Source organism: Geomicrobium sp. JCM 19037 (assembly GCF_000698105.1).
Classification (GTDB): Bacteria; Bacillota; Bacilli; order Bacillales; family Marinococcaceae; genus Geomicrobium_A.
Genome location: NZ_BAWZ01000044.1, coordinates 1 through 26,473 on the forward strand (window position 1 = coordinate 1; position 26,473 = coordinate 26,473).

29 protein-coding genes, 9 pseudogenes and 1 riboswitch are annotated in these 26,473 nt (G+C 46.8%); of the genes and pseudogenes, 27 read left to right on the forward strand and 11 right to left on the reverse strand.

What is annotated here, in order from left to right:
* Positions 1–392 precede the first annotated feature (392 nt).
* Entirely contained in the window at positions 393–575 is a 183-nt protein-coding gene (locus tag JCM19037_RS19020) for a hypothetical protein (RefSeq protein WP_042403803.1), read from the reverse strand.
* A gap of 461 nt (positions 576–1,036) precedes the next feature.
* A pseudogene (locus JCM19037_RS19025) lies at positions 1,037–1,977 on the reverse strand (glycine betaine ABC transporter substrate-binding protein).
* 135 nt (positions 1,978–2,112) lie between these two features.
* On the opposite strand from JCM19037_RS19025, the pseudogene JCM19037_RS19030 reads away from it, so the two are divergent.
* From JCM19037_RS19030 to JCM19037_RS26060, 9 genes and pseudogenes are all read left to right on the forward strand, one after another.
* Positions 2,113–2,976 (forward strand): annotated as a pseudogene (locus tag JCM19037_RS19030) (C45 family autoproteolytic acyltransferase/hydolase); the annotation flags it as partial.
* A 171-nt stretch (positions 2,977–3,147) separates the two neighbouring features.
* A pseudogene (locus JCM19037_RS19035) lies at positions 3,148–4,094 on the forward strand (ATP-binding cassette domain-containing protein).
* 15 nt (positions 4,095–4,109) lie between these two features.
* The gene (locus tag JCM19037_RS19040; protein WP_042403805.1) at positions 4,110–4,934 is read left to right on the forward strand and encodes an ABC transporter permease; all 825 of its coding nucleotides are present in this window, start codon (positions 4,110–4,112) and stop codon (positions 4,932–4,934) included.
* Between the two features lie 14 nt (positions 4,935–4,948).
* A complete protein-coding gene (locus JCM19037_RS19045) occupies positions 4,949–5,866 on the forward strand; it encodes a DUF2207 domain-containing protein (RefSeq protein WP_042403806.1) in 918 nt (305 codons plus the stop codon).
* A complete protein-coding gene (locus JCM19037_RS19050; protein WP_042403809.1) occupies positions 5,853–6,269 on the forward strand; it encodes a hypothetical protein in 417 nt (138 codons plus the stop codon). The genes JCM19037_RS19045 and JCM19037_RS19050 overlap by 14 nt, the downstream gene beginning before the upstream one ends.
* A gap of 174 nt (positions 6,270–6,443) precedes the next feature.
* Positions 6,444–7,633 (forward strand): annotated as a pseudogene (locus tag JCM19037_RS19055) (chromate transporter).
* Between the two features lie 201 nt (positions 7,634–7,834).
* Entirely contained in the window at positions 7,835–8,014 is a 180-nt protein-coding gene (locus JCM19037_RS28815) for an SDR family oxidoreductase (RefSeq protein ID WP_081829441.1), read from the forward strand.
* Positions 8,015–8,150: 136 nt separating this feature from the next.
* Positions 8,151–8,528 carry a hypothetical protein gene (locus tag JCM19037_RS26055; RefSeq protein WP_052364078.1) on the forward strand — a complete coding sequence of 126 codons (378 nt, stop codon included), beginning with the start codon at positions 8,151–8,153 and terminating at the stop codon, positions 8,526–8,528.
* Between the two features lie 17 nt (positions 8,529–8,545).
* Positions 8,546–8,977, forward strand: coding sequence for a hypothetical protein (locus JCM19037_RS26060; protein ID WP_052364079.1), 432 nt, complete (start codon positions 8,546–8,548; stop codon positions 8,975–8,977).
* Positions 8,978–9,078: 101 nt separating this feature from the next.
* On the opposite strand, the gene JCM19037_RS19065 is transcribed toward JCM19037_RS26060, so the two are convergent.
* From JCM19037_RS19065 to JCM19037_RS30335, 7 genes and pseudogenes are all read right to left on the reverse strand, one after another.
* Positions 9,079–9,939, reverse strand: a complete 861-nt coding sequence (locus JCM19037_RS19065; RefSeq protein ID WP_052364080.1) for a ThiF family adenylyltransferase — start codon at positions 9,937–9,939, stop codon at positions 9,079–9,081.
* A gap of 5 nt (positions 9,940–9,944) precedes the next feature.
* Positions 9,945–10,094, reverse strand: coding sequence for a hypothetical protein (locus JCM19037_RS26065; RefSeq protein ID WP_193744818.1), 150 nt, complete (start codon positions 10,092–10,094; stop codon positions 9,945–9,947).
* A pseudogene (locus JCM19037_RS19070) lies at positions 10,091–10,853 on the reverse strand (thiazole synthase). The gene JCM19037_RS26065 and the pseudogene JCM19037_RS19070 overlap by 4 nt, the downstream one beginning before the upstream one ends.
* Before the next feature lie 3 nt (positions 10,854–10,856).
* The gene (gene thiS / locus JCM19037_RS29035) at positions 10,857–11,114 is read right to left on the reverse strand and encodes a sulfur carrier protein ThiS (protein ID WP_307189878.1); all 258 of its coding nucleotides are present in this window, start codon (positions 11,112–11,114) and stop codon (positions 10,857–10,859) included.
* 18 nt (positions 11,115–11,132) lie between these two features.
* Positions 11,133–11,567, reverse strand: a pseudogene (locus JCM19037_RS29040) (FAD-dependent oxidoreductase); the annotation flags it as partial.
* Between the two features lie 13 nt (positions 11,568–11,580).
* The gene (locus JCM19037_RS28825; protein ID WP_042403811.1) at positions 11,581–12,144 is read right to left on the reverse strand and encodes an FAD-binding oxidoreductase; all 564 of its coding nucleotides are present in this window, start codon (positions 12,142–12,144) and stop codon (positions 11,581–11,583) included.
* Positions 12,125–12,849, reverse strand: a pseudogene (locus JCM19037_RS30335) (thiamine phosphate synthase). Before JCM19037_RS30335 ends, JCM19037_RS28825 begins: the two are co-directional and overlap by 20 nt.
* Positions 12,839–12,939, reverse strand: a riboswitch (TPP riboswitch). Its footprint overlaps the pseudogene before it by 11 nt.
* Positions 12,940–13,286: 347 nt before the next feature.
* Between JCM19037_RS30335 and JCM19037_RS19090 the strand changes: the two are divergent.
* The gene (locus tag JCM19037_RS19090; protein ID WP_042403852.1) at positions 13,287–13,832 is read left to right on the forward strand and encodes a GNAT family N-acetyltransferase; all 546 of its coding nucleotides are present in this window, start codon (positions 13,287–13,289) and stop codon (positions 13,830–13,832) included.
* Here the strand turns inward: JCM19037_RS19090 and JCM19037_RS19095 are convergent.
* Positions 13,794–14,291, reverse strand: coding sequence for a histidine phosphatase family protein (locus JCM19037_RS19095; RefSeq protein WP_042403814.1), 498 nt, complete (start codon positions 14,289–14,291; stop codon positions 13,794–13,796). The genes JCM19037_RS19090 and JCM19037_RS19095 overlap by 39 nt on opposite strands.
* Before the next feature lie 144 nt (positions 14,292–14,435).
* On the opposite strand from JCM19037_RS19095, the pseudogene dhaK reads away from it, so the two are divergent.
* The 5 genes and pseudogenes from dhaK (at position 14,436) to JCM19037_RS19115 (ending at position 16,904) form a co-directional block, all read left to right on the forward strand.
* Positions 14,436–15,414, forward strand: a pseudogene (gene dhaK / locus JCM19037_RS19100) (dihydroxyacetone kinase subunit DhaK).
* A gap of 12 nt (positions 15,415–15,426) precedes the next feature.
* Positions 15,427–16,002: a dihydroxyacetone kinase subunit DhaL gene (dhaL, locus tag JCM19037_RS19105; RefSeq protein WP_042403816.1), complete on the forward strand. Its 576-nt coding sequence runs from the start codon at positions 15,427–15,429 to the stop codon at positions 16,000–16,002.
* A complete protein-coding gene (locus JCM19037_RS27770) occupies positions 16,002–16,160 on the forward strand; it encodes a hypothetical protein (RefSeq protein WP_238544812.1) in 159 nt (52 codons plus the stop codon). The genes dhaL and JCM19037_RS27770 overlap by 1 nt, the downstream gene beginning before the upstream one ends.
* Positions 16,157–16,384: a PTS-dependent dihydroxyacetone kinase phosphotransferase subunit DhaM gene (locus tag JCM19037_RS23500; protein ID WP_052364084.1), complete on the forward strand. Its 228-nt coding sequence runs from the start codon at positions 16,157–16,159 to the stop codon at positions 16,382–16,384. The genes JCM19037_RS27770 and JCM19037_RS23500 overlap by 4 nt, the downstream gene beginning before the upstream one ends.
* A 5-nt stretch (positions 16,385–16,389) precedes the next feature.
* Positions 16,390–16,904 (forward strand): annotated as a pseudogene (locus tag JCM19037_RS19115) (GNAT family N-acetyltransferase).
* Positions 16,905–17,944: 1,040 nt separating this feature from the next.
* Here the strand turns inward: JCM19037_RS19115 and JCM19037_RS19120 are convergent.
* Entirely contained in the window at positions 17,945–18,574 is a 630-nt protein-coding gene (locus tag JCM19037_RS19120) for an alpha/beta hydrolase (protein ID WP_042403818.1), read from the reverse strand.
* 124 nt (positions 18,575–18,698) lie between these two features.
* Between JCM19037_RS19120 and JCM19037_RS19125 the strand changes: the two genes are divergently transcribed.
* The 12 genes from JCM19037_RS19125 to JCM19037_RS19165 all read left to right on the forward strand — a co-directional run bounded on the left by JCM19037_RS19125 (position 18,699) and on the right by JCM19037_RS19165 (position 26,417).
* The gene (locus JCM19037_RS19125; protein ID WP_052364085.1) at positions 18,699–19,481 is read left to right on the forward strand and encodes an AraC family transcriptional regulator; all 783 of its coding nucleotides are present in this window, start codon (positions 18,699–18,701) and stop codon (positions 19,479–19,481) included.
* A gap of 87 nt (positions 19,482–19,568) precedes the next feature.
* Positions 19,569–20,567 carry a hydroxyacid dehydrogenase gene (locus JCM19037_RS19130; protein WP_042403822.1) on the forward strand — a complete coding sequence of 333 codons (999 nt, stop codon included), beginning with the start codon at positions 19,569–19,571 and terminating at the stop codon, positions 20,565–20,567.
* Between the two features lie 13 nt (positions 20,568–20,580).
* Complete coding sequence (locus JCM19037_RS19135; protein WP_042403824.1) at positions 20,581–21,321, forward strand: sugar phosphate isomerase/epimerase; 741 nt, start codon at positions 20,581–20,583, stop codon at positions 21,319–21,321.
* A gap of 87 nt (positions 21,322–21,408) precedes the next feature.
* A complete protein-coding gene (locus tag JCM19037_RS27775; RefSeq protein WP_238544813.1) occupies positions 21,409–21,834 on the forward strand; it encodes a carbohydrate ABC transporter permease in 426 nt (141 codons plus the stop codon).
* Between the two features lie 24 nt (positions 21,835–21,858).
* The gene (locus JCM19037_RS27780; RefSeq protein WP_238544814.1) at positions 21,859–22,293 is read left to right on the forward strand and encodes a carbohydrate ABC transporter permease; all 435 of its coding nucleotides are present in this window, start codon (positions 21,859–21,861) and stop codon (positions 22,291–22,293) included.
* 12 nt (positions 22,294–22,305) lie between these two features.
* On the forward strand, positions 22,306–23,139 hold the full coding sequence (locus JCM19037_RS19145; protein ID WP_042403826.1) for a carbohydrate ABC transporter permease: 834 nt from the start codon (positions 22,306–22,308) through the stop codon (positions 23,137–23,139).
* Positions 23,140–23,160: 21 nt separating this feature from the next.
* Positions 23,161–23,385 (forward strand): hypothetical protein, encoded by a 225-nt coding sequence (locus JCM19037_RS23505; RefSeq protein WP_052364086.1) that lies wholly within the window; start codon positions 23,161–23,163, stop codon positions 23,383–23,385.
* Positions 23,386–23,438: 53 nt separating this feature from the next.
* Positions 23,439–24,242: an extracellular solute-binding protein gene (locus JCM19037_RS23510; RefSeq protein ID WP_238544819.1), complete on the forward strand. Its 804-nt coding sequence runs from the start codon at positions 23,439–23,441 to the stop codon at positions 24,240–24,242.
* Positions 24,173–24,529 (forward strand): hypothetical protein, encoded by a 357-nt coding sequence (locus JCM19037_RS23515; protein ID WP_052364088.1) that lies wholly within the window; start codon positions 24,173–24,175, stop codon positions 24,527–24,529. Before JCM19037_RS23510 ends, JCM19037_RS23515 begins: the two co-directional genes overlap by 70 nt.
* Positions 24,530–24,595: 66 nt before the next feature.
* On the forward strand, positions 24,596–25,714 hold the full coding sequence (locus JCM19037_RS19155) for a hypothetical protein (protein WP_042403828.1): 1,119 nt from the start codon (positions 24,596–24,598) through the stop codon (positions 25,712–25,714).
* Positions 25,711–25,977: a hypothetical protein gene (locus JCM19037_RS19160; protein WP_042403830.1), complete on the forward strand. Its 267-nt coding sequence runs from the start codon at positions 25,711–25,713 to the stop codon at positions 25,975–25,977. Before JCM19037_RS19155 ends, JCM19037_RS19160 begins: the two co-directional genes overlap by 4 nt.
* 44 nt (positions 25,978–26,021) lie before the next feature.
* Entirely contained in the window at positions 26,022–26,417 is a 396-nt protein-coding gene (locus JCM19037_RS19165; protein ID WP_042403832.1) for a hypothetical protein, read from the forward strand.
* Positions 26,418–26,473 lie beyond the last annotated feature (56 nt).

Here is a 26,473-nt window from a genome sequence, read left to right on the forward strand (position 1 = left end):
GAAGTGCGGTACCGAAAAGAGCCAGGCATCGGCATTAGGCATCCAAATGTTGGAAGCATAGTGCCGAAAAGAGGCAGGTATCGGCACCGGTTATCCAAATACTGGAAGATCAGTACCGGAAAGAGCCAAGTACCGGCATTAGGCATCCAAATGCTGGAACCGTAGTACCGAAAAGAGCGAGGTATCGGCATCGTGCATCCAAATACAGGAAACGTAGTACCGAAAATAGGTAAGCAAAATCGGTACACCCTATACTCTCTGCCCGTCTTCTCTCTCGGATAATTTCGGGGAATCATGATCTATATAAGTTGAACGAAAGAAATTCATTGAATTGGATGACCGAGTTGGGCTATTGCGGGTGAGTGCTTGCATATTGCGTGTTGAAATTCTTCTCATTGAACATCGACAACTTCGTTGTGATCGTTGTTCGTCACTGCAAGGGTTGCGGGCAAAACGAAAAACGTTTGCCTAAGGGTAAAAAGTTGGGACCGAGGGTCACCACCTAGCACAAGCATGTGACGGCCGGTCACGTATGTGACAATCCAGCCTTCAAACCGGGCACTTTCGGCACTCAACTGTCACAAATCGCACGATTTGTGACAGTTGACTTCGTTTATGTGCGCATTCACGTTTAAAAACATGATTTTTCTTTCTCAAATGTCACTTAAATGAATATATGGGGCAATTTGGACTTCTTTCCACACCCCGTAGCCAGGAGGCAGAAAAGTGCACCGATGTCGTACTTGTAGCTTGGAGTTCAAAGAAAACACGGTGGGCGTCTTTTGGCAGCCGATGTTGCACTTGTACTCCGGAGTACAAGCATCCGCCTGAAGTGGAAAGCAACAACAAACTGGGTAATTAGAAAAATGTTAAGTTCATCCTATATAGATCACCCCTACCCCCGCCCCTAACTGAAAAACCTCTTACATGTTGACATGTAAGAGGCGGTTTTGTTTCGGCACCCCAGGTGCGATGGGTGAATCGGTTTTGAATTTACTTAGGAGAATGGTGACTCAAATTGGGTTCTCCAAATACTTTAGCCTTCGATCCACTCATCAACGAGATCGCGGTTATCTTCGATCCATTGCTCGGCGGCGGCTTGTTCGTCGTCAAGTTCGGCAAACAGGACGAGCATTTCTGACAGTTGGTCATCGGTAAAGATGACGCGGTTCATGAATTCAATTAATCCTGGGTCTTCATCGCCAAGACCAGGGCGGGTCATGTAGTACATGTTGTCGCCTTCTCCGTAAATGAGATCAGGGTCTTCTAAATATTTCATGTCGTATTCCCCGAATGTCCAGTGTGGGCTCCAAAGGGTAACGACGATCGGCTCTTCATTGTTGTATTTACTGTTTAATTCTGCAATCATGGCTTGTTCTGAAGAGGTTTGTAATGTGAAATCGTCCAAGTTGTAGTGATCAAGAATTTCGTTTTGTGTAATGTCGGAAAGGGAGGCGCCAGGTCGATACCGGTAATAATGCCATCTAGTTCATCCACGTAGTCGTTCAAATCTTCAATTGTATTTAAGTCTTCCATATACTCGGGTACAACGAGTCCCATTTCTGTACCTTCATACATGACACCCTCTTCGTACGTATCAATATTGTCAGAGTCAAGAGAGAGGAATTGTTGATCCGTGTGTGGTAGCCAAGCAGAGATCCCTAAATCAATCTCCTCGTTTTCTAAGCCAGAGAACAAGAATGCTTTCTCTACAAGAGAGGTTGTCGGTTCGTAACCAATTTCTTCAAGAACTTGTCGGAAAAATTCGGCTTTTACAATACCTTCTGCGTAGTTGTTATGGCTGATAGAAATTGGACCACCTGCAGGTTCACTATCACTTGCCTCAACGTTGTCCTCGCCATTCTCTTCAGTTTCTGCGCCGTCATTTTCTTCGGTCGTCTCGTCTGTGTCGTCTCCACATGCAGTGAGTAGAACTGCGGTTGCGCCAACTGCTAGAATGGTTTGTAATTTTTTCATTTTGACCCCCAATAATATTTTTGTATCTTTAAATCATACTAGAATGGAAGAGAATTACAAGTAATACGATATATTTCAGCTATCAAGGCAAATGCTCTACAATAGAGAGAACGACACACAAAGCGAGGAAATCAAATGAAGGAAGTATATAGTGATCTCATTCAATACCGTGGCAGTCACTATGATTTTGGAGTGCTGCAAGGTGAGAAACTCAGGCGTTCACTCACGCTTGTGAATCGAGAGAATCAGTGGAAAGTTCGGCAACCTAGGTTTCAAATTGATGTCGAAGAGACGAAAGAAGTATTCATGAAATTGGCGCCACTCATTTGGGAAGAGCTGAACGGTCTGCGCGACAGCTTGGATTGGTCGATGGAAAAAGTGTTGCAAGAGTTTGGCGGCTACCGGGTGAACGGTGAGCGCTCCGGATGTTCCATCCTGTCTGGTGATACATATCTTGTACGTAATTACGACTATCATCCAAAAACGTATGATGGCCGTTATGTGCTTTACCAGCCGACAGATGGGGGCTACGCAACGATTGGACCGAGTCAACGAATTACCGGTAGAATGGATGGCATGAATGAAAAAGGACTGGCGATGGGCTATAACTTGACGAACCGAAAGAAGCCAGGGGACGGGTTCATCTGCACGATGATTGGTCGCATCATTCTTGAGACGTGTGCAGATGTAACCGAAGCAGTGGAATGTGTGCGTGCCATTCCTCATCGCCACTCGTTTAGCTATATCGTCTACGACCAGACCGATGGAATGGTCGTTATTGAAAGCTCACCGCGAGGTGTAGAAGCCCGTTCAGCAGATGCGTGTACGAACCATTTCGAGCGGTTAACCGAAGAGAACCGATTTAATCTAGACGATTCTCATCGGCGACTAGATTTAATGAAGAATGCGAACGTGCAAACAGCAGAAGATGCGTTTGCACTATTAAACTCGCCGGCAGAAGACATATTCTCCCTAAAATATAGCAGTTGGTCAGGGACGATTCACACATCCCTTTATGAGCCGGAGAAGATGTGTGCTTGGATTGGCATTGGAGGGAATCAGACACCGAAGAAATTTGACTTTGAATCGTGGTTGTTCGGGACCGATGCAGAAGGCGCAAAGGTGCACGGAGTTGTTGATACCGACCTACCATTGTTCATATGGATGAGAATGCAGATTGGTTCCGCAGAAAGGGTGAGCGTCGTGATTGAAGTAAAGAACTTAAGCAAATCATATAAAGACTTTCAGGCGGTCAAAGACAGTACATTTACAGTGGATAAAGGGGAAATCTTCGGATTTCTCGGACCGAATGGGGCAGGGAAGAGCACGACGATTAACATTCTCTCAACGATGCTCAAGCCGACTGGCGGTTCTGTCATTATCAATGGGTATGATGTGACTAAACATAAAAACAAAGTTCGCGAGAGCATTGGAATTATTTTTCAAGAGAATACACTCGATGAAAAATTAACGGCTAAAGAGAACTTGATGCTTCATTGCAAGTTGTACCGTGTGCCGAGGTCAAAACGAAAGGCACGGATTGATGAAGTGTTAGAGATCGTTGACTTGACCGATAGCCTAAACAGTACCGTTGAGAAATTCTCCGGAGGGATGAAGCGCCGGTTAGAAATCGCAAGAGGGTTATTGCACTATCCGAAAGTATTGTTTCTTGACGAACCATCGGTTGGCCTCGACCCACAGACGAGAGCTCACATTTGGGATACATTCTCAAACTTAAAGAGAAAGAGAACATTACGATGTTTCTTACGACCCACTATCTTGATGAGGCGGAAATTAGTGACCGGGTGGCGATCATGGATCACGGTGAGATCATTACAATAGACACGCCTAAAGCGTTAAAACAGCAGCTTGGTGGAGATATTATTGAGCTCACGACAGCGGATAATGCGCGTGCTCTTGAAGAAATTCAAACAAAGTTTGATGTGGTTGACGCTACGATTGTTGAAGATACGATTCATTGCAAAGTCGAAAACAGTGACGCATTCGTGTCGGACTTCATTAAGCAACTAGAAACGCCATTGACCGGTTTGGACATCCGCAAACCGACACTCAATGATGTGTTTCTATCATTTACAGGAAGAGCAATTAGAGACTAGAAAGAGGGGGAGCATATGGAAGGAATGATTGCCATATGGCAGCGTGACGTCTTGAAGTTTTTTAAAGATCGAGCCCGACTGTTCGGTTCGATGACGATGCCGGTCTTATTGCTCATCGTGTTCGGTGTCGGTATGGGCGGCTCTATGGAATCGTTGATGAGTTCAGCTGTCGGCGGGGACCTTGAGTTTAATTATGTCGAGTTTATCTTTCCCGGCATCGTTTCCATGACGTTACTCATGACGTCGGTGTTTTCATCACTATCGATCATTCAAGATCGGGATTTTGGGTACATGCGAGAAATACTTGTCTCGCCCGTTTCCCGGGTGAACATCGCGATTGGGAAGATGCTTGATTCGGCAACGGTCGCGTTTATGCAAGGGTTGATGCTATTTATTCTCATGCCAGTACTCGGCGTAAGTATTGATTTAGTTTCGTTTTTCCTCGTCTTGCCAGTCATGTTTTTGCTGGCGTGTACGTTTGCGTCATTAGGATTACTCGTGGCGAGCATTTTAAAATCAACACAAGCGTTTCAACTCGTCGTTAATGCGCTCGTGATGCCGATGATCTTTTTGTCAGGGGCATTATTTCCATTAAACAATATGCCGGCATGGGTCGATTTTCTCGTCACACTAAACCCGGTTACATACGGCGTAGACTTAATGAAACATATTATGATTGATGTGGAGAACTTGAGTGCAGAAGTGTATGAAGAAATGGGGTTAAACCTGGATTTCTTTGGCATCCCTGTAACACCAGCAGGAGAGATTCTTTTCATTGTTGGATTTACGACCATTCTCATCATTCTTGCTACATTTAGCTTTAGCCGATCTAACTCTTAGAAAGGACGATATTCTTGAGTAAACGAATTGTACCGCTAAGTTTCATCGTGCTCGCCAGTGGCTGCGTTCCTGGGGCGCAAGCTGCGGCTGATGGCTTTCAGGACGCGTCGATGACGACGCTTGTGCTCATCACCGTTCCACTCTTTTTCATCTACTTACTCGTGGCGCTTTTCCAATTTAAGCGAACGCCCCGTGAATCGAAAAACTATACCGGAGCCGCTGAAGCACTTAACGAACGTAATCCGGTAGAGCTGGCGCTCATCACGAAACGAAAAGCGTTGTTTACCCCGAACGTACAACACGCGCTCTTCGTCGACCTCATTCGGCGTGGCCATGTCGAGGAACGGGACGGGGTTTTTGTTCTCGTTCATGACGAAGGGCTTTTCGATTACGAAAAACCGTTCGTTCAGCTCGTGTTCACCAAATTGAGTGAGACACCAGGTACATTTGAACCGGAGCGAGTCAAATCCCGAATAAAACAGGACAAAGCCTTTCAAGAGCGCTTCAAACGTGCCTATTTAGAACAAGGGAAATTATATCAAGAGCGATTTCTTCGTCGCGGCTGGTTCAACCGGCAAAGCCCAGTCGTCATCGCCAATACACTCGCAAGTATTGCTTTTGCATCCGTCGGCGTCGTCTTCTTTTTTGCACAAAGCAATGGATTTGCCTTCGCAGGTGCGGGCTTAATCGTATCAGCACTTGTCATGTGGGGGTACCTCATCCAACAAAACGTACTGAGTGAATCAGGCAAAAAAGAATACATTCTAGGGAAAGCGCTGCTTTATGAGCGCGGGCACAGCGAAACGATCGAGAATGAGCAAACGTACATCTTTTTAAGAGCGGCTGGGCGCGCGCACGAAGCCCCTGCTCATGTAAACGTCGATCCCGATATGTTTGATTTTTATGGAGGTGGGACGGGTGCTAAGCGCTAAGAAGCAACTAGATCAAAACTATGTAATCCGCCCAATTGAAAGAAGGTTGACTGCCGGTGTGGTGGGCAGCCTCCTTTTATTATGGGGAGGCTCGATCTGGATGTGGCTCGTGTTCTCCGGCCCTGTCGTCGTTCATTGGGGGATCAATGGGTACAGTTACGGAGCGCCCAGTTCCAATTTATGGATGAGTGTTACGTTTACAGTCCTTGCTCTTTTGTTACTCATGTTGCGAAGGTGGTTAAATCCGTATACCAAATGGACGAACATCCCAACGCCTGTTACTAAAGAGAATGCTGAGCCGATTTACCGGAGTTTGCGCCACCTTATGGCATGGCTCGCATTCATCACGCATTACTTCCGTTGCCAATCTTCATCGATTTTCTGCTCGTCAGCCTCGGTGTGAACGTTTACCTGTTTGCGGTTGCACCTATCATAGGTCTTGTGTATCCTCTTGTGACTGTCTACTATTTGCTTAAAATTTCGAATCATTAACTATGAGGCCGGCAAGATGTAAAGCTTTTGTTAAGATTTCTAGAAAGAATTGATCGGGGGCGAAGCGTCGTTTACCGTTTGTATTATATTGCGTAAAAGGAGACAGATTGTGCGCCAGCTTTTAGAAATTTTAATTGTATCTTTTCGACTCGGATTAACATCGTTGGAGGGCCCGTTGCTCACTTGGGCTATTTCCATGAAGAATATGTGAGAAGGCGGCAGTGGATGGATGAGAAAAGCTACGCTGACCTCGTTGCGTTAAGTCAGTTCTTACCAGGACCTGCAAGTAGTCAAGTAGGAATCGGCATCGGCGTTGCACGAGGGGGAATTGTCGGTGGGTTTGTTTCTTTTGTTGGTTTTACACTGCCTTCTGTCGTGTTGCTCATCGTGTTCGCGTACATTGCCCAATCTTACGGAGTGCTTGATGCTGGATTTATTCAAGGCTTAAAAATTGTAGCTGTTGTCGTCGTTGCTCATGCGATTCTAGGCATGGCTGGCAACTTAACACCAGACATGACTTGTAAAGCGATCGCTCTCGGTGCACTCGTACTCACACTTTTAATTCCTCACTTTATGATTCAGATCGTCGTGATCATCACTGCTGCAGTCGTCGGCTTTTGTCTATATCGAGGGGAGCGGTTAGCAAAAGAAGAGACGGTGAACTTATCGCTTCCACTATCACGCCGGTTTGGTGCGATCTGCCTAGCATTGTTTGTCGTGCTGCTCCTTGGCTTACCTATGCTCAGCCAGCTAAGCACGAACATGTGGATCGGCGTCGTCGATAGCTTCTACCGTGCAGGCGCGCTCGTTTTTGGTGGTGGACATGTCGTTTTACCTCTTTTAGAAAGAGAGTTCGTTCCGACGGGTCTCATTAGTGCAGAAAGCTTTCTGGCGGGTTATGGTGCGGCTCAGGCTGTGCCGGGACCATTGTTCACATTCGCCGCCTACATTGGAGCAGATCTCGGAGGATGGGCGGGGGGACTCGTCGCAACGGCGGCAATCTTCTTACCCGCTTTTCTGCTTATTCTAGGGGCGTTACCATTTTGGAATACACTGCGCCATAACGACGCGGCGCGCGCAGCGTTAATGGGTGTGAACGCCGCAGTTGTCGGCATACTTATCGCTGCGTTTTATACACCGATATGGACAAGCGCAATCGTTGGCCCTCTCGAATTCGCATTTGCGGCTATTCTGTTCTTTATGCTCGTTTACTGGAAATTGCCGCCGTGGCTGATCGTTTTAACCGGAGCTATAGGAGGGGCAGTTTTGTTATAGATGGAGGAGTAACAGTTGGTAGGAAGTGATCTAGATCACCAAATTCCAGTATATATTAAATGAACGTGGACGCAGAACGCGAACAAGCGCCTTCGACATCCTCATTCCCACTACATGAAGACGCTATTAGCTATGGACCGGACCGAATTCGTGTGAATTCAGTACATCTTGGAACGGTTCTCACTCCGCTAGTGAAAGAACTTGGGGCTCGGGGAAAGGAGGCTTGGAAGTTATAAAAATAAAATAGGCGCCAAACATTCCATTGGTCTTCAAGGTGGACACATTGACGTGGCAAACACCGTTTTGTTTCTCGCTTCCGATGAAGCACAATTCATTACAGGAGCTCAACTAGCTGTTGACGATGGTTATACTGCGAAATAAAGGAACAAAAACTAGCCAAATCTATACGATAATTTGGCTAGTTTTTAATGTCTAAGAATAAAGTATAATGCTTAGAAGCTAACAAAAGCCATACCATTACATATCCTGTTATTAAGTTCAGCATAGGAGGATATTCATGAAAGAAAAAGACTGTCACTTAGGAAATCATTCAAAGTCCTCTATTCGAATAAATAACAACTTAATCAATGGGTCATTAGGTGTAAGTACAGGTGGATTGGTCCCGACAACGCCAACAACACCAACATTTCCAACGGGAACAACGGGAATTACAGGTCCAACCGTACCGACAGGAGCACCTGGCACGGGCCCAACCGGTCCAACGGTCCGACAGGAGCACCTGGCACGGGCCCAACCGGACCAACGGGTCCGACAGGAGCACCTGGCACGGGCCCAACCGGAGCAACGGGCCCGACGGGTGGTGGGGGCAGTGGTTCGGTTTTTTTACAAACAACTACACTCGGAACAGTCAACACACAAATTCCGTTTAACGTAGGGGCTGGGAATAATGAATTGCTAGGAGGAATTATATACAACAGTGAAGACCCTGTCGTTGTTGACCGTCTCGCTTGTTATATTACGCAATCGGGAGTACCCGGGCAGTTCCAATTAGCGATTGCCTTGCCTACGTCAAATGCTACGGCTCAAGTTGTTGCAACAACAGCGAACTTTACAGAGCAATTACCAGGCGGTTTGTTCGTGTTGCCGTTAGTAACTCCGTATTTAATGCAAGTAGATACACCGTATTATCTTATTATTAAGGATGAAGACAACGGTTCTGCATATGGAGGATTCACCGCTGGTTATGGGTCGGTTGTTGAAGGACCACCAATAAACTTTAGAGAACAGAACGTATCCAACCCTCTCGTTGGTGGAGAAATATTAAGCACGAGTGATGTGAGCTTAAATTTAACTCCATGGATTGCGGCACTTACCCAATTATAAATATATAATCGCAATAAGAAAATTGGCTTAAAGTATAAGGACTGCCTAAAAGGGAGGCAGTCCTTTATAATGAGTAGTCGACTGTACACGGCATGGATATTTCAAGAAGGTATAGTTAGCCCCACTACTTCATCATAAATGGCTTCCGCTTCCTCCGTATCTTGCACCCCCCGAATCATCGCCCGTCCATCCTTGAACAGAATCACTTGCCGCCCGTCTTTACGGAACCTCGATAGATCGGGAAAGCGTTTATAGTGCCATTCATCTCTGTCTATATGATCCGGGAGAGCGAGTTGTACAGCCTGAGCAGGGCGGACTTGCACCCCCGTCCGCGCGCACATCCATTGAATATGCTTCTCCCGAGGGCGCTCACGGAGCGCAGGGTACGAAGGCGCCGGACCACACGTTTCGCATGACGCCATCGCCAACTTCGCAACCGCAACGTAAGAAGACTCCGCCTTCCACACGTCAAACGTGTACAACTTCGGCGTCTGCACATCGCCGACGAGCATTCGCAACACTTGTGTCGCCTGATGAGCGGCGACGATTTGGATGCCCGTCGCCAACACCCCATTCGTGTCACAATCCTCATCTTCTCCAATATAAGGAGATAAACAGCGAAAACACGGAGACTGGTCAGGGTAGAAAGGCATTGAAACGCCATAGCTCCCCGATACCCCTCCGTACACCCAAGGAATTCCGTTCTTCCTCGCCGCATCGTTAATGAGCATTCTTGTCGCAAAGTTGTCTGTCGCATCCACAATCACATCGACGTTTTGGACATACTCGTTGACATTTGCTGCATTTAGTTCGGCAAAAGCTTCGTGTATAAGAACCGATGAATTAATTTGCCTGAGCCGCTCTGCGGCTGCTTTTACTTTAGCGCGATGATCGTCGGCGTCTCGTTCGGTGAATAATTGTTGACGCTGAAGGTTATGAAGTTCAACAAAGTCTCCGTCCACGAGTGTTAACGTGCCGATGCCGGAGCGTACAAGGGTCGAAGCCGCAGCTGTACCGAGGCTCCGGCGCCAACGATTAAGACGTGAGCCGCTCCGATTTTGTGCTGCCCTTGTTCACCGATGGGCTTAAAGCGTTCTTGACGACTATAGCGTGTCATTTCTTTGCCCAGCTTTCCTGGGGACTGCTCGCACTTGCATACTTTTGTGCGGGGATACGTCCAGCTTCAAAGCCGATGCGTCCAGCTTGAATGGCAAGCTTCATCGCTTCGGCCATTTTAACCGGGTCATTCGCTTTTGACACCGCACTGTTCAACAGCACCGCATCCGCTCCGTATTGCATCGCTTCGGCTGCATCATGTGGGGCGCCGACGCGGCATCAACAATGACCGGAACGTTTGCTTTTTCGATAATGAGTTGCAAGTTGTACGGGTTGGTGATGCCAAGGCACTCCCAATTGGCGAAGCGCCTGGCATGATTGCATGTGCACCGAGTTGTTCAGCTCGAAGTGCGAGCATCGGGTCATCTGACAGATACGGGAGTACGGTAAATCCTTCGGCTAGCAAAATCTCGGTAGCTTTTAACGTTTCAACGGGGTCGGGCAATAGCGTTGGTGGGTCACCAATCACTTCGACTTTAATCATGTCACAAATGCCTGAAGACCTCGCGAGGCGAGCTAATCGAACCGCCTCTTCAGCTGTTTTTGCGCCTGCGGTGTTTGGCAAAAGTGTAAAGTCATTCCGGTCCAATTGTTCAATCGGATCAGGTCCGATATTGTCTAGGTCAATGCGGCTTAGCGCAAATGTGAGCACGTTCGTTTCAGATGCTTTGACGGCTTCCCTTTGAATATCGGCATTTGGATATTTCCCTGTACCTAATAATAAACGCGACGTGAATGTGTAGTTTCCGATCGTTAACATCGTTTATCCTCCTCCTACAAAGCGAACCATCTCAATCTGGTCACCTGCAGTAATATGCGTATCGTTTTGCTCGTCGACAGATAGTGCCGCGCCGTTATGCTCGATCATGACGACCGTGTTTTGCAGTCCGAAATGTTCACGCAACTGCTCAATAGTGGTCACGTGGTTTGGCAGTTCACGCTTTTGTTGGTTGATGGTGACTTCCATGTGGGATCCTCCATATTTCGGTTGAAATGTTGGCAACGCAACAGAATCTTGCATGATTTGTTGTACGATTTGCTTGCCGGTGATCGGTGCGAGTAGAATGCCGTTGCGCCCGTGTCCGCCAGCAAGCCAACAGTTTTGTTGAGCGGGGTGTGGACCGATGAAAGGAAGGCCTGTTGTCGATTGTGGCCTAAGTCCTGCCCACATGTTCGTAATTTTCGCATGCTTTAGAGAAGGGATGAGCGTTGTGATTTGACTGAGCAATTGTTGAACGCCGTGCACCGTGACGTCTCGGTTGCGCGAGGCTTCGGACGTCGCCCCGAGAATTAGCTCCCCATCTGGTTTTGGAACAACGTACATTCCTTTATAGAAGAGGGTCTGTTGCACCGCTGCTCGATCGGTCATTACCTTCACGATTTCCCCTTTTATCGGATGCACGTCCCAAAGAGCATCCAGTTCGGGCAAGGTGTCTACGCCTGTGGCAATGACGAGCTGGTCGGCGTGCAAGGTGCCAGATGTCTCTCTACACCGTTAATGAGCGGTTTGATGACGGTTGTGTCCAAGTACAGGTCGACGCCTTTTGAGACGATGGCTTGTGTGAGTGCCGCGCGGTTTGAGCGGGTTGGATATGCGCCTCGTTTGGGAAGTGCAATCCTCCGATCGCTTCGGGTGAGGTAGCAGGTGCGATGCGTTGCAATGTTTCTTGGTCCACATACTCAACGTGTTCCCCTTCGCGCTTTTGCCACGAATGGATGTCTTTCAGGAGCGTCATTTCGGTTTGATCAAAGGCCAGTTTGAGTGCGCCAGAGCGCGTCCAGCCAATGTCTGTACCGGTAAGTTCAGCCAATTCATCTTTCAGGTGCGCGTATAGTTCGCGGCTCTGTTTGGCTAGCGGATAAAGTTCGGACGGCCCTTCTAACTCTGCTTGCACTCCGAGCATTCCGGCTGCGGCAGCTGTTGTGCCAGAACCCGGCTGAGCTCGGTCGATGATCGCCGTTTTCAGCCCGTGATTGGCTGCATAATAAGCGGTGGATAAGCCAATGATGCCTGCCCCGACAATAAGCAGGTCATACGTTGGATGCATCATGTGTCGCACGATCCTTCCCGTACTGTTCATAAGTTTGGGAAGCCACTCGAGGGTTTTCGGATGACCATACTCCGGACATGATGGCAACACCAGAGGCTCCAGCTTTTTGTACGTCTTGTAAGTTTTCAGGTGTAATCCCACCAATCGCATAGACAGGTACGCTCATGTGTTGTGTGATATCTTCTAGCTGTGCCAACCCTCGTGGGTGATTCCCGGTTTGCTGTTCGTTTCGAAGACGTGACCGAAGTAAAGGTAGTCTGCCCCTTCTTCAGCTTGTGTGAGTGCTTCGTCTTTAGCGTGGACAGACGCACCCACTATCAAATCTGGATGTTTCGCTTTAAGCTCACGAATACGATAGGCGCTGCTTGCGGGCAAGTGCACCCCTTTTAGCCCCCAAGCTGCAGCAGCTTCGGCATGTGTGTTCAAGATCATTTGGTCTGTTCTAAGCCCTAAGCGAAGCATATGGTCAATCTGTTGTTTCAAACGTTGCAATGAAGCTTGTTTGTCCCTCACGTGAATCGTCGTAATATGAGGAACGCATTGTTTAAGAATGCGTATTTGCATATGAAATGGAAGTTGTGCGTCAGTTACTAAGTGCCAAGACATCGGTCTCACGCTCCTACTTTTGTATACACAAAAAAGCCGACCTCTTTGGAGAAAAGATCGACGAATGTCACATAGTAGGTACCATGCATGGTCACACATTCTACTTTCCTCCGCTGGTATCAACCAGTTCAGGTTCAAGAGTTTGAGTTTCCTCATCTCAGCCGTATGCGGGCACCCCTAGTAGCTTTTTTATAAATCAAGTATCTTTATGTTATCTTATCAATGAAGACAATTGTTCGTCAAACGTCACGTAGAGAGAGAGGAGAAAAGACATGTGGATCCAGTCTCAAAATAAGAAATCCATCCTCCATGTACAACAGATTACCGTCAAAGGAAAATATGTAGAAGGTGTACTCGGCAAAGGTTCGTTTTCGGAATGGAGCAGTACGCTCGGGAAGTACGAAACAACGGAGCGAGCACAAGAAGTGGTGAGTCACATATTTGAGCGCCTGAGCAGTGAGTCGCCAGATCGGCCTCTTATCAGATGCCAGAGAAGTAAAACGCCTATACATAATGACAGAAAAGGAGCGGATCGCATGTTAAAATCTGAACGAGTGAGACTGCGGAAAATGACGGAGGGCGACGCCAAACAGTACCACCGTTGGCGCAACGATTTGGATGTAATGAAAACGACGAATCCTTATTTAGATGTGTATACGCTTGAGGAAACCGAACAGTTTGTCAAGCAAGTCATGCTAGGTTCGTCGCACTCAAAGAGTTATATCATTGTTGATCGCGTGAGTAATGAGGCGATCGGTGTTACGTCACTGATCGGAATTGATATGAAAAACCGTAACGCAGAATGCATCATTGATATTGGGGACAAAGACTACTGGGGCAAAGGGTATGGACGTGAAGCATTCGGTCTCCTCCTAGCGTATAGCTTTTTGGAAATGAACCTGCATCGTTTGCATTTGCAAGTGTTTGAATTTAATACTGCCGCATTACAACTATATGAAAAGCTCGGCTTCACACGAGAAGGCATAAAGCGCGAAGCCGTCTATCGAAATGGAGAGTATTTTGATATTGTGCAGATGAGTCTATTAAAACGGGATTACTCGCTCGACACGACCCGCATCTAACACAAACACATCGGGGTTTTTCATTTGCTTCCACTCATCAAAACCGAACCCTAATAGAAGGGCCAACAGGTTGCCGTGGCTCACAACAACCGTGTACTTTGGAAGGCTGTCCAGCACAGCCCGACCTCTCGTAAGTGCGTCTCTAGCCGATTCACCACCAACGCACGTGTAGTCCGGGTCTTGAAAACTCCGCTCCAACGGGGAGAGCCACTCGTCCATCGGTTCTTCGCTTAGTACCCGCTCTCTTAGTCGCTCATCGGTTTGTACCGGAACGCCGCTCGCAGCACTAAACGGTGCAATCGTCGCCGTCGCCCGCGTGTAAGGGCTACTTACAATGTGAGAAACTTCTTTTTTATGAAAGAATGCAGCGAGATTCTTCGCCTGTTGTTCACCTTCTTTGGTGAGCGGTGCATCGGGCTCTTGCCCGGTTGCACGACAATGTCGAACGAGATAAATCATGAAATGGCCTCCTTGAGTGTTTGTCCTTACTACGAATTGATCCGAAGCGAAGTTTCGAAATGTTTTGCATATCGTTTACGGGTCTAGCATCTAATGAGATAATTTACGAAAACGAAAGGTGGTCTCGCCATTCATGAAAAACTAATGAATGATTCCGAGCAAATTGTAGAGGAGTTTTTGCAAGGGTTTATCGCCGTTCACGGTGATTCGTTAACGCGAATTGATGGCACAAATGTGGTCACACGTATTGATCAGGCCAAAAACAAAGTTGGCATCATTAGTGGGGGCGGCAGTGGCCATGAGCCGGCTCATGCGGGTTATGTTGGTCCAGGCATGTTAGATGCAGCAATCGCGGGTGAGGTGTTCACGTCACCTGGTGCCGATCAGTTTCTCGCCGCAATACAGGCAGCGGACAGTGGAAGCGGTGTGTTACTTGTGATCAAAAATTACAACGGCGATGTTATGAATGCTGAAATGGCTCAAGAAATGGCGGAGGCAGAAGGTATTCAGACCGAGATGATTATCGTAAATGATGATGTAGCCGTCGATGATCCTGCGAAAAGGAGAGGAATTGCTGGAACCGTTCTTGTGCATAAAATTACCGGTGCTGCAGCAGAAGCTGGAAAATCATTGGCAGAAGTAAAACAGCTTGGGAGAAGCAATCCAGCAGATGAGGAGTATGAGCGTGGCATTGTCAGCATGCACATTGCCGTCATCTTCGACACCGAGCTTTTCGCTTGCGACTGACGAAATGGAAGTTGGCATTGGCATTCACGGAGAACAAGGGATGGAAAGACGAAAAGTGATGCGATCAGCGGAAATAGCGCAACTGCTTACTGAACATACGTTAGAAGAGCTTGATGAGAACGGATCGTACGTGGCGCTTATTAATGGCATGGGCAGCACACCTCTTTTAGAACAATATGTATTCGCAAAAGATGTGCAAGAGCAACTTGAAAAACGAAAGGTCACGTTGAAGAAAATGTATGTCGGCGATTATATGACGAGTTTGGATATGGCCGGCGTGTCGTTAACGCTGCTCACGGTTGATGATGAACTCTTGCAACTATTGCACGCACGAGCAAAAACAACGACATGGAAGGAGGCGGGCAATGACGACTGAACAATTGCACGAATGATGAAAGAAACATACCAATTGATTCAAGACAATAAAGAAGAACTATCGGCACTCGATCAAGAAGTTGGCGACGGGGATCATGGTACGAACATGAATCGAGGTTTTCAGGCGGTTGTCGAGGAACTTCCAAACTGGGAAGGCGAGACATTCGCCACGACACTTCAAAAAATCGGGATGACGCTCATTTCAAAAGTTGGAGGGGCATCAGGACCATTGCTCGGGACGGGCTTTATGCGACTAAGCGCCTCGTTTAAGGACGAAGTAAACTGGGGCAACGGTTTGGAGAGTGCATCAGAAGGAATCGCTAAGCGCGGTAAGGCTGAAGTTGGAGAAGCAACATTGCTTGATGTGTGGTCGGCTGTTGGTGAATCGGTTCGTGAGCATGGGCTTGATTGGGACCGAGTAGCTGACGTTTCTCTCGATGCAATGGAGCGCACGAAAGCGTTAGAAGCGAAACGTGGCAGAGGGGCTTTACTCGGTGAGCGTTCAGTTGGACACCTGGATCCTGGCGCGGTCTCAAGCTATTATCTTTTTCAAGCACTGGCTCGGGTTATGAAAGGAGCCGATGATTAATGTCGAACGTAACCATTCTACTACTTTCTCACGTTGAAGAACTGGCACGAGGAGCGTCTAGACTACTATCAGAAGCGAATGCCGAAGTGGAGGTCATGGCTGTCGGTGGCTCGAAGATGGAGAAATTGGCACAAGTGTTGACCGCATCACACCGGTGATTGAGCGAATCGGTGAACAGAAAGAGATTCTCGTCTTTTACGATATCGGTAGTGCGAAGATGAACGCAGAAATTGTCCAAGAAATGTACCCTGATCGCACGATTGAAATCAGTGACGCTCCGCTGATCGAAGCAGGATATGTGGCGGTCATCACCGCAGGGCTTGGTTCCAACTTGCAAGAAGTGAAAGAAAAAGCAGAAGCTGGGTATAAGAAAGGGCGTTGACACTTGTGACAATCCGAAAAATCACCCTAGTAGACGCTCCGCAACTATTTGCTCTCACCGAAACGGGCAGAGAGTATTTACGCACGTGGTTGCCGTGGGTGGACAAAACAACTAACATATCACATACCGAAGCGTTTATTGAAAGCTCGTTGAATGCGATGAACGATAAAAAAGGCGAGACGTATGTAATCCTAGAAGAAGATCAAGTCGTTGGTGTCATCAGCTTCAACCTCATTGATTGGCAAAACAAAACGGCTTACATTGGATACTGGATCGGTGAGATTCATCAAGGAAAAGGTTAATGACCGAAGCAGCAAGAACATTGGTTGACCGTGCCTTCTCAACATTGGCCATGCATAAAGTCGACATACGAGCAGCCGAAGGGAATGACAAGAGCCAAGCCATCCCTAAAAGGCTAGGCTTTACCGCTGAAGGAACACTAAGAGAAGTAGAAAACGTCAACGGAACCTACCACAACCATGTTGTATACGGCATGCTCCGGAACGAATGGCAAACGTAAAACAACCTTTGGGGCACTTTGCTCGGCAAAGTGCCCCAAAGGTTTAGCGTATTTTAGCCTTCCCCTTAGATCGCACGCCAGGTGCAGGGATGCCTGGTATTTAGATATGCCTGTCTTTAGATTGTGATACCTAGCGAGGCATACTTGCGCTTATCCGGTTACTGCTAACAGCACATACTAGGTATGAAAAAGCTTCTGCCAAGTCCCCCCTCTCGATTTCGTTCAAACGCCAACAAGCTGTCGGCATGAGTCATGCCGAGGACAATTCTGTCTATCATCGCACCTTCGGTGCCGATGGTTGTTCGTCACTGCAAGGGTTGCTGGCAACACGGAAAACGTTTGCCGAAGGGTAAAAAGTTGTGACCTAGGGTCACCACCTGGCACAAGCATGTGATCTCCTGTCACTTATGTGACAATTCAGCCTCAAACCGGCGGCTTTCGGCCTCAACGGTCACATATATCGGGATTTGTGACCGTTGAATCCATTTATGTGCGCATCCACGTTTAAAATGATGATTTTTCCTTCTCAAGTGTCACATTAATGAATATATGGGACATTTGGGCATCTTTCCACACCGTGACCAGTAGGCCGAAACGTGAACCGTTTCGTCGTTATGCTCTGAAGTGTAAGCATCCGCGTGCAGTGGAAAGCAACAAACTGTGCAATTAGGAAAATGTTAAGTTCATTCTATATAGATCACTGATCTGCTAAAATTCCCTAACGGTTATACAATTAGCGGTTTTTGTGAGCAAATACCTCCTCAACTTCGGTATACAGTAAAATCAAACATCTGTGTATACTCTGATGCAAGGGTTGCTCGGGCAACTCGATGCGGAAGCGAACGTGACGGTTTTATGGACGACGCTCTAACATCCCCAGCTTCAACCGTCTCATCGGAGGCTTGGGCTACACTTACAGATGCGTAAAGAAATAACAGTAGAGTGATGAACCTCTGAACTAAAAGTACACTTTCCCGACCTTCTAAAATGTATAAAAACCGAGAGCACGGCGATGAGCCGTGCTCTCGGTTTTTTACGATTTAACTGTTTACCCAATCTGCAATTGATTGTACGGTATCACTCATAATTTGAAGGGACGTGGCAGTATCCTCCACTTCAAGGGAGTGATCGGCGTGGGGAACGACGTTGACTTGATGCAATCCTTGTAACTGCTGCACAATCTTTTCATCGTAATGTGGGTCTTGGTCGCCAATGACGAGTAGACTTCGGTTTTTCGTGGCGAGTAATGACTCCTTTAAAGGTTCAAGTTTCACGAGCGGGGTAAGGGCAATCCATTTTGCATCGTGGAATCGTTCATCTTCTAACAGTCCGCCGATGAGCGGAATTGTACCAATGGACTTACCGAGGAAAATGGTTTCTTGGTAATGACCTTCCCGCAGAATGTCATCAACAACAGGGGAGACGTCGTTCATCATCTCTTCTAAAATCGTCTCGAAATCCGATTCGAATAATTCTGGACTATATGAATATTCGATATGAACAAAGTCGATTTGCTTTTGTTTCATGAGCATAGAGGCATAGTGAAACAGGGGTTTGTCATACGTATAACCAAGCCCTGAAAACATAAAACAGATGCCTTTCATGCCATTTTGTACGTGCGTGTAGTCGATGGAGCGTTCTGCTTTTGTTTGGACAGATAGCTTCTTCACGTTTACCGACTCCTTTGTTGACGTCTTTAATTGTAGTATACGTTACCTTTAGACGAAGAAAAAGAACAAGGGTAAGTTTTTTAGTGTCGTTGCTTTTTATGGACAAATAGAAAGGGTGAGTTTCTTGAACATCTATGAAAGCAATCATAAGGAACACGATTCGGTTAAAGAACACTCGCACGATCGCTTTCAGATCTTGTACGTGTTAGAAGGTTCAGGTGTGTGTGGTTTCCAACATGAACGGCAACTGATAAAAAAGGACAGCTTGATTCTCATTGCTCCACGTCAGTTACATTCCATTCATGCGGAAACGAAAATGACGAACCTTGTTCTAGACTTTACGGAACTCGATCTCGAGGAGAATGGTCGTAATATCTTGTTACCCCAAGCGTTTTCAACATCAGCTGTTCTGAATCTGAACGTGTATGAGTGCAACGATTTTAAACAATTGCTTCGGAAAATGCTCTATGAAAAGCGTTATGGCGATGAACTTCAGTCTTTAATTATCCAGGCACATTTAATGGAGATTCTTGTGCTCATCATACGAACAACTGATGATCAGCGGAAACAATCGGACACCGGTCTTGCTGAACGTTTAAAAGAGTATATTGATAAGCGTTATTTTGATATTGAAAGTGCTGAAGATATGGCGAGCATGATGAATGTGAGCAAACGCTACATCCAAACGATTTTTAAAGATCGGTATGACCGAACCCCGATGCAGTACTTAACGGAAATTCGCATCCGCGTCGTCAAGAATCTATTGTTAAATACGGATAAAGATATTATTTCAATCTGTTTTGAAGTAGGGTTTGAATCGGTTTCAACGTTTTATCGAATCTTTAAGAATGCGGTAGGTATGCCTCCGAATGCGTACCGTCATCAGAACGACAAGATCTATCAATAATACGTTCTGAAAATAAGAAACGTTTCTTAATTCAGTAAGACAGCACACAATTGATTTGCTTAACTATGTATAGATAGGAGAGATTGTATGATTAATAGTCTGTACATTATGAATTTATCGTCTTTAGAACGCGTATACGCCCAAGCTGACCGCGACCGTCTCATACAAGCGAGCCACGTGCTTCGAGCACCGATGGACACTTTGGACGTGTATAAACATAAAGAAGCGCTAGAACAGGTGGATGTGATTTTCTCAGGATGGGGTGGCCCGACCCTCGATGAGCAGTTTCTGCAGGCAACCCCCAAACTGAAAGCGTTTTTTTATGCAGCGGGATCTTTGCGAACGATCGTGACAGAAGCGGCTTGGGAACGAGGCATTCGATTTTCATCTGCAAATGCCGTAAATGCCATCCCTGTCGCAGAATATACGCTTTCACAAATTCTATTTGCTCTAAAACAAGGATGGCCGATGATCCGACGTGTAAAGGAATATCAATCGTTTCCGGCTAAACCGTATCGTGAAATTGCGGGTGCATACGGTTCAACCGTTGGCATCATCTCTTTAAGTAAAGTCGGAAAGCTCGTATGCGAGCGATTAAAGACGTTTGATGTGAATGTTCAAGTGTATGATCCATATGCAACCGATGAACAGATTAGAGCTGCAGGGGCTACGCGCTCGACGTTAGCGGCGATTTTCGCAGAATCTGATGTTGTATCTTTACACGCACCGCTGCTTGAGGAAACGAAAGGCATAATTCACGGTGACCACTTCCAATCTATGAAAGCCAATGCCAGTTTTATTAATACGGCACGGGGTGAAATTATTCGTCAGCAGGATCTTGTGCGTGTGTTCGGTGAACGGCGAGACTTGACTGCCGTGCTGGATGTGACAGACCCAGAACCTCCCTTACGTAATGATCCGTTGTGGAAGTTAGACAATGTGATTGTGACGCCGCACATCGCCGGGAGTGAAGAACGAGAATGTGCACGGATGGGTGCGCTTATGGTTGAAGAATACTTACGTTATCAAGCGGGCGTGCCACTGGAACATGAAGTCACCCGAGCCCAGTTTCATATTCAAGCATAAAGGAGGCCGTTGTATGAAAATCGGAGTTTGTTCCATTACATTCCGTCAAAAAACAGTGGATGAAGTTATTGAGATTGCAAAATCAGCATGCCTAGATGCGATTGAATGGGGAGCGGATGTGCATGTGAAGCCTGGAGACATTCTGCACGCACAACAAGTCAAACAAAAGACCGAGGCGGCGAAGTTAGACGTTAGCTCTTACGGCTCTTATTATGTTGTCGGTAAAGGAGAAGACTTTCAGCCAATATTGGATACCGCCCGTGCATTAGGGGCACCTTCCATTCGAGTATGGGCAGGGGACAAAGGCTCTGAAGCGATGACTGAGGAAGAACGATCAATTGTCACTGAAGCGTTTATAAACATTGGGGAAAGGGCCCGTGCTACCGGAGTACGGGTGGATGTTGAATATCATAAAGGGACACTCACTGACACGCCCAAAAGCGCCGAGCAACTAATGAATGAAACGAATCACGAAAATGTCCGCTTGTATTGGCAGCCAGCTGAAAGTATTTCCTACTCAGAGCGGATGGCGTCGATTGAACAGTTGCACACTTGGATCCGTCACGTTCACGTATTTCACTGGATGGATACGACGCGTCTTCCACTTCGTGACGGGGCCGAAGATTGGCTACGTTACATTGATCAACTTGCCGGTGCTGACCGATATTTTTTATTGGAATTTGTGCGGGGCAACGATGATCAACAATTTTTAGATGATGCTCGTGTATTGAAGAAATGGCTTAGCCGAAAATGAGAACTGTAAGCCGAAACTAGTAAGACAATGCCAGGCTCATTCTTTACAATCATGTATAACGATTAGACAACTAAGGGGGGGATGGAGATGACGGCAACGGTTCCTAAAAAGAAGAAATCAGGCCAATCCTACATATGGTATCTGTTTTTACTACCGACGATTGTTGGGATTGTGCTTTTCATTCTCTACCCGGTATATGAATCGTTTCGACTTAGCTTCTTTCGGTCATCTGGGACGAGTGAAACGTGGGTCGCATTGAGCAATTACGAACGAGTACTTACTTCGTCATCGTTTTGGAATTCGGTGTACAACACCTTTTATATAGCATTTTTTCAATTGCTTATTGCCATTCCACTCGGGTTTATTATCGCGTCATTAATTAATAGCATCATAAGATTTCAAAATTTTTTTAAATCGGTATTTTTCCTTCCGCACGTGACTTCAATGGTCGCAGCGGCGATGATCTTTCCTTTGTGTTGCACCGGAAATGGGGTTGTTCAATTACTTTCTTGATTCACTCGGATTACCGACGTCTTCGTGCTATCTCATCCTGATAGTTCCAAAGGTGGCGTCGTTCTACTCACCGTCTGGCATTGGCTCGGATTCGTAATTATTATTTGTCTCGCAAACTTACAAGCGATTTCTTCAGAGTTGTATGAAGCGGCTGACATTGACGGGGCGAGTGGTTTGCAGAAATGGTTCTTCATTACAATTCCGAATATGGGAGGAACATTTGCGTTCTTACTCGTCATCGGTTGGATCGCTGGACTGCAACGTTTCAACGAAGTGTTCGTTTTTGGAGGCGCGTCAGGAAGTCCAAGTCGCTCCTTGCAGACAATGGTGTTGTTCATCTATGAACGAGGATTCAGTGGCTTTGAATTTGGAATCGCTTCAGCAGCAACAGTGATTCTATTTATCATCATACTCGTGCTTACGCTCATCAACCTGCGATTAGCACGTGTGAGAATGTAAGGGGGGAGACCGGTGGCTAAACGACGTAAAATCATAAACGCTCTTATCACAGTGTTTCTATTCGTTTTTGGGCTCATCGTTATTGCTCCTTTTATTTGGATGATTACGGTCAGCTTTGACCGGCTTGCGAATATACAAATTCCGTTTCCTCCATCTCTCATTCCCGACGAACCGGCGCTCTTCAACTATGAACTCGTGTTTGAGAATGGAAGAATTTTTCGTGCCTACATGAATTCAGCCTTTGTCACGTTTGTGTCAGTCGCGATTCAAGCATCGGCAGCGCTTCTTGGGGGTTATGCGTTTTCCAAAGGCCGGTTTAAAGGCAAACGAATGTTATTTATCCTCGTGCTCGCCACGATGATGGTGCCGATTGAAGCGCGTTTAATCCCGCTTTACCAAATGTTTAATCAAGTGAATCTCATTAATACGTTTTGGCCATTAATTTTACCGACCATTTTGTACGGTTTAGGCATCTTCTTATGCAAGCAATATTTTGATCAATTGCCAGACACGTTGCGAGAAGCAGCTCGCATTGATGGGGCAGGAGAGTTTAAAACATTTTTCCGAGTTTACTTGCCGCTTGCAGGCCCGATTACTGCCACTCTCGTGATTTTGTCATTCATGTCCAATTGGAATGAATTCCTCTGGCCGCTCGTCGTCATCAATTCGGAGAGCTTACAGACGATCCCGCTCTTTTTAGCCAGTTTCTCACAACAAAATCAGACGCAAATCGCAGGGATGACGATGGCGCTTGCGACGATGAGTGTATTACCCATTATTGTGTTGTTTCTCTTTTTACAACGATACATTATTCAAAGCATTGCACTTAGCGGAATCAAAGAATAAAAACTTAGGGGAGGGTTTATTGTGCACAAACGTTGGATGAGAAAGGTAGGGATGGTTGGCGCTGTAGCTGCACTCACGCTTGCTGCTTGCAACGGTGAAGAAGACGCTGGCTCAGGAGATGATGCAACGGGGGATGGTGAAAGTTCGTCCTCAGGAGACGCCGATACCCTACGGGTAGCGCTCATAGGCGGTTATGAAATGTCTTCGACAACGGACCGATTACAGGGGAAACAGTCGAAGGATTAGAAGTCATTAAAGACGAATTTGAGTCGCAAAACCCTGATATTGAGGTAGAGTTTATCGTTATGCCGTGGAGCAATCACGTGGCGAACACGCAAGCGATGATGAGCAGTGGTGAAGCCGACATTTATCAGATGCCAGGCATTAATGATTTCGCAGCCCAAGGCATGTTAGAACCACTGCAACCGCTCATTGATGAAGACGGTTTTGATTTGAATGTGTATATCGATAATCAAGTAGAAGGTTGGCTCACCCAAGGTCCAGATGATGATGACTTAGCCATTTATGGTTTGCCTGCCTTTGGTGACTCTCGATTTGTTGCCTACGACGGGCAATTATTCGAAGAATGGGGAGTAGAACCGCTGTCCGATTACCCAGATATGGAAGAAATTCTTGAAAAAGCGGAACAGATGACAGGAGAAAATCCAGTGACCGGTGAACAAAACTACGGCGCTTGGTTCTCTGGAGAGCACAGTACGTTGTTCCAGCTCGTCAATGCCGCAGAAGGTCAAAACGGGCAGTGGGGAGAAGGGTATGAATGGTCAGAGATTGAATTCGCCTTTAACTCAGATGAGATGGTCACTGGATTAGAGTGGTTAGTTGACATTAATGAATTCACACCCGATGGCAACATGAGTGCTCAAGGCAATGAGCAATGGATGACCGAAAACAACAACATCGCCATCCGTCTTCACGCCGAATCCGCCGAAATTATACAACAAGTCCAAGCCCAAGGGTTAGAAGACAGAATTCATGTCGTGCAAGAGTTTAAAAACGATGAGGCATTGGCGGTATGTTCGCAGGCAGTCCACTTTCCATTGCCGCAGATAGTGAGAACCAAGACATCGCTTTTGAGTTTCTAAAATTTACGGCAAGTGACTTTTTCCAAGAGTTTATGTGGGAACAACATAGCGGCGTACCCGTCGTTGAAGCCGCAAGTGATTGGGCGAGCATTCAAGAGCTCGAATTGATGGAGGGGGTACTAGAGGCAGCAGCGAGTCCTTGGACACCTCGTTATCCATGGTCATCGTCACAACCAAGGTATATTTTGCAAACGGCAGTTGAAGATGCACTCACCGGAGGGACAGATGCTGAGGATGCACTAGAAAATGCTCAAGCAGAAAGTGAGCAATGGTTAGAAGATCGCTAATTAAAGCTTTGACCGAGACGAACCTACGTCGTCTCGGTCATTTTTGCATGAAAGGGTGAAGAAAAGGTGACAACACCTCGGACGTTTGCTGAAGAAGAGTTGAAACGCATGAAAGCAATGTATGCGTTACCGGATTTGCGGATGAAATTAGACGATCGGTTTGAAACAGAACAAATTCTGATCCAATCCGGTGCCCAACAGTGGACGCTGACAGCAGGTAGTGAGCGGGCCCTACTATACGGGGTATACGATTTTTTGCGGCTCGTGCTAGGCGTGGAGTGGCCATACCCAAATCGAGGCGCGCAGTTTGTAGGTCCGACCGCGCAACTGAGTGATGTTCGCATTCACTCCCATCCTAAGTTCCGACGTCGCGGTCTCGTATTTGAAGTGAACTTTGATGCCGACTATATTGTCGCTTCCATTGATTGGGCAGCGAAACAAAAACTAAACGAGCTGTTTTTTACGTTTCTCGTATGGGACGAAGTAAAAGAACGAGCAGCTCCAGAGTTACAGCGCCGTGGACTCCGGGTAACGTTAGGTGGACATAGCATCGATTATTTGAATCAGAAGTTTTCATTGTATGGAGAAGTCGGGGATCTCGAGTACGAGCAAGCGTTTATTGAGCAGTTACAAATGTATGTAAAAGACAACCCGCTCATTTCAAAGGTATCGTTGTGGCCACGGGATATTGCGGGTGCGGTCGATCTCGCGCATTACATTCGCTTTTGTGAACGAATGGATGAGGCTCTCGATATCCCTGTCGAGCATATTGCGTATAATGCCGGGTTGGATTGGCGGTTGCTAGAGAAACGCGCGAGCACATCGAGTGAACTACCGACGTTATTCGCCTACTGGGGGCGTGATTATCATATGAACGCAGCACCAGACGAGCGCGGGGGCCGAGCGTTATCGAACTGGCTTGCCACGAATGATGTTACCGTATTTGAATACTATAGCGATCATTTCATGCAAACCGACCTGTTCCCCCCGCTCCCAAAACGTATCGAAAAAGATGCAGCCGAGTATCACGCCGCGGGTGTACAAGGAATGCTTAATCTTGTCGTTCCGTATTCGGGGATGATCCATTTTACAACAAGAAATGGTACGACTTGCAAGCGCAAAATAGTTACGCGTTCTCACGGGCGGTGTGGGGCGAAACAGACGTACGGACATTCAACGTTATGAACGCCGAACTCGAACACATTTTGAGCGCATTCACAGCATTCAACGTCCCGCTGTTCCCGCACCGTGTCGTTGATCCGCCCGTAACCATTGAAAACGAGGCACTCGCCGAGCGCGTCATTGAGCAGTTGCACATCGCCAAGCAGCAGATCGGCGATATAGATGATACCTATGAGGAAGCGTACATGGAATATTTGCGCCAGCGCCTCCACACATTGCAAGCCTCATGGACCCGTTTTTTGAAAATGAGCAAGACCGATCGTTGAAAATAAAAGACGTATCACTCTTTATGAGAAAAGGAGTGATTAGCATGAGTGAGTCATTGCACATCGTATCCGTTGATTTTAAAGACGGAGAAGTTACGCTCACAAGTGAGCAAGCAAAGGTTAGTGCCCATGAGCTTTACCGCTTAGGTGCCGACCTTGTCATGGAAAGCGGTTCTGTAGAACTGGAGATGAACTATTTTGATGAAGAAGGAATGACGGTAGAATCCGCAAGTACGCCATTTCGAAGTGCAAATATTGATGCTAAAGAAGGAATGGACGTGTATGTGTACGGCCGAGCACCAGAAAACGCCGTGACCGCTTCTTTGTCCATCACGGCAGGAATGGCAGCGGCGGCGAATTTGCGTAACTTGAACATTCGCTGGGAGAGTCAATTGGAACTGGATACCGAGGATAAAGAAGATTTGGGGGATATGTTCTGAGCACGATCACATCCAATGCTGCTCAAAATGAGTACGGTGAGTTATTCTTTGCAACG

Excerpts from the sequence above, each read along its gene's own strand:
- JCM19037_RS19160 (WP_042403830.1), top strand. The coding sequence starts at position 25,711 with ATGAACGCCGAACTCGAACACATTTTGAGCGCATTCACAGCATTCAAC.
- JCM19037_RS27775 (WP_238544813.1), top strand. The coding sequence starts at position 21,409 with ATGACGGCAACGGTTCCTAAAAAGAAGAAATCAGGCCAATCCTACATA.
- JCM19037_RS19095 (WP_042403814.1), bottom strand. The coding sequence starts at position 14,291 with ATGATTTATCTCGTTCGACATTGTCGTGCAACCGGGCAAGAGCCCGAT.
- JCM19037_RS19040 (WP_042403805.1), top strand. The coding sequence starts at position 4,110 with ATGGAAGGAATGATTGCCATATGGCAGCGTGACGTCTTGAAGTTTTTT.
- JCM19037_RS28825 (WP_042403811.1), bottom strand. The coding sequence starts at position 12,144 with ATGATGCATCCAACGTATGACCTGCTTATTGTCGGGGCAGGCATCATT.
- JCM19037_RS19090 (WP_042403852.1), top strand. The coding sequence starts at position 13,287 with ATGTTAAAATCTGAACGAGTGAGACTGCGGAAAATGACGGAGGGCGAC.
- JCM19037_RS26055 (WP_052364078.1), top strand. The coding sequence starts at position 8,151 with ATGAAAGAAAAAGACTGTCACTTAGGAAATCATTCAAAGTCCTCTATT.
- dhaL (WP_042403816.1), top strand. The coding sequence starts at position 15,427 with ATGATGAAAGAAACATACCAATTGATTCAAGACAATAAAGAAGAACTA.
- JCM19037_RS19130 (WP_042403822.1), top strand. The coding sequence starts at position 19,569 with ATGATTAATAGTCTGTACATTATGAATTTATCGTCTTTAGAACGCGTA.
- thiS (WP_307189878.1), bottom strand. The coding sequence starts at position 11,114 with ATGCAAGATTCTGTTGCGTTGCCAACATTTCAACCGAAATATGGAGGA.
- JCM19037_RS27770 (WP_238544812.1), top strand. The coding sequence starts at position 16,002 with ATGTCGAACGTAACCATTCTACTACTTTCTCACGTTGAAGAACTGGCA.
- JCM19037_RS19135 (WP_042403824.1), top strand. The coding sequence starts at position 20,581 with ATGAAAATCGGAGTTTGTTCCATTACATTCCGTCAAAAAACAGTGGAT.
- JCM19037_RS19165 (WP_042403832.1), top strand. The coding sequence starts at position 26,022 with ATGAGTGAGTCATTGCACATCGTATCCGTTGATTTTAAAGACGGAGAA.
- JCM19037_RS26065 (WP_193744818.1), bottom strand. The coding sequence starts at position 10,094 with ATGACACGCTATAGTCGTCAAGAACGCTTTAAGCCCATCGGTGAACAA.
- JCM19037_RS23515 (WP_052364088.1), top strand. The coding sequence starts at position 24,173 with ATGTTCGCAGGCAGTCCACTTTCCATTGCCGCAGATAGTGAGAACCAA.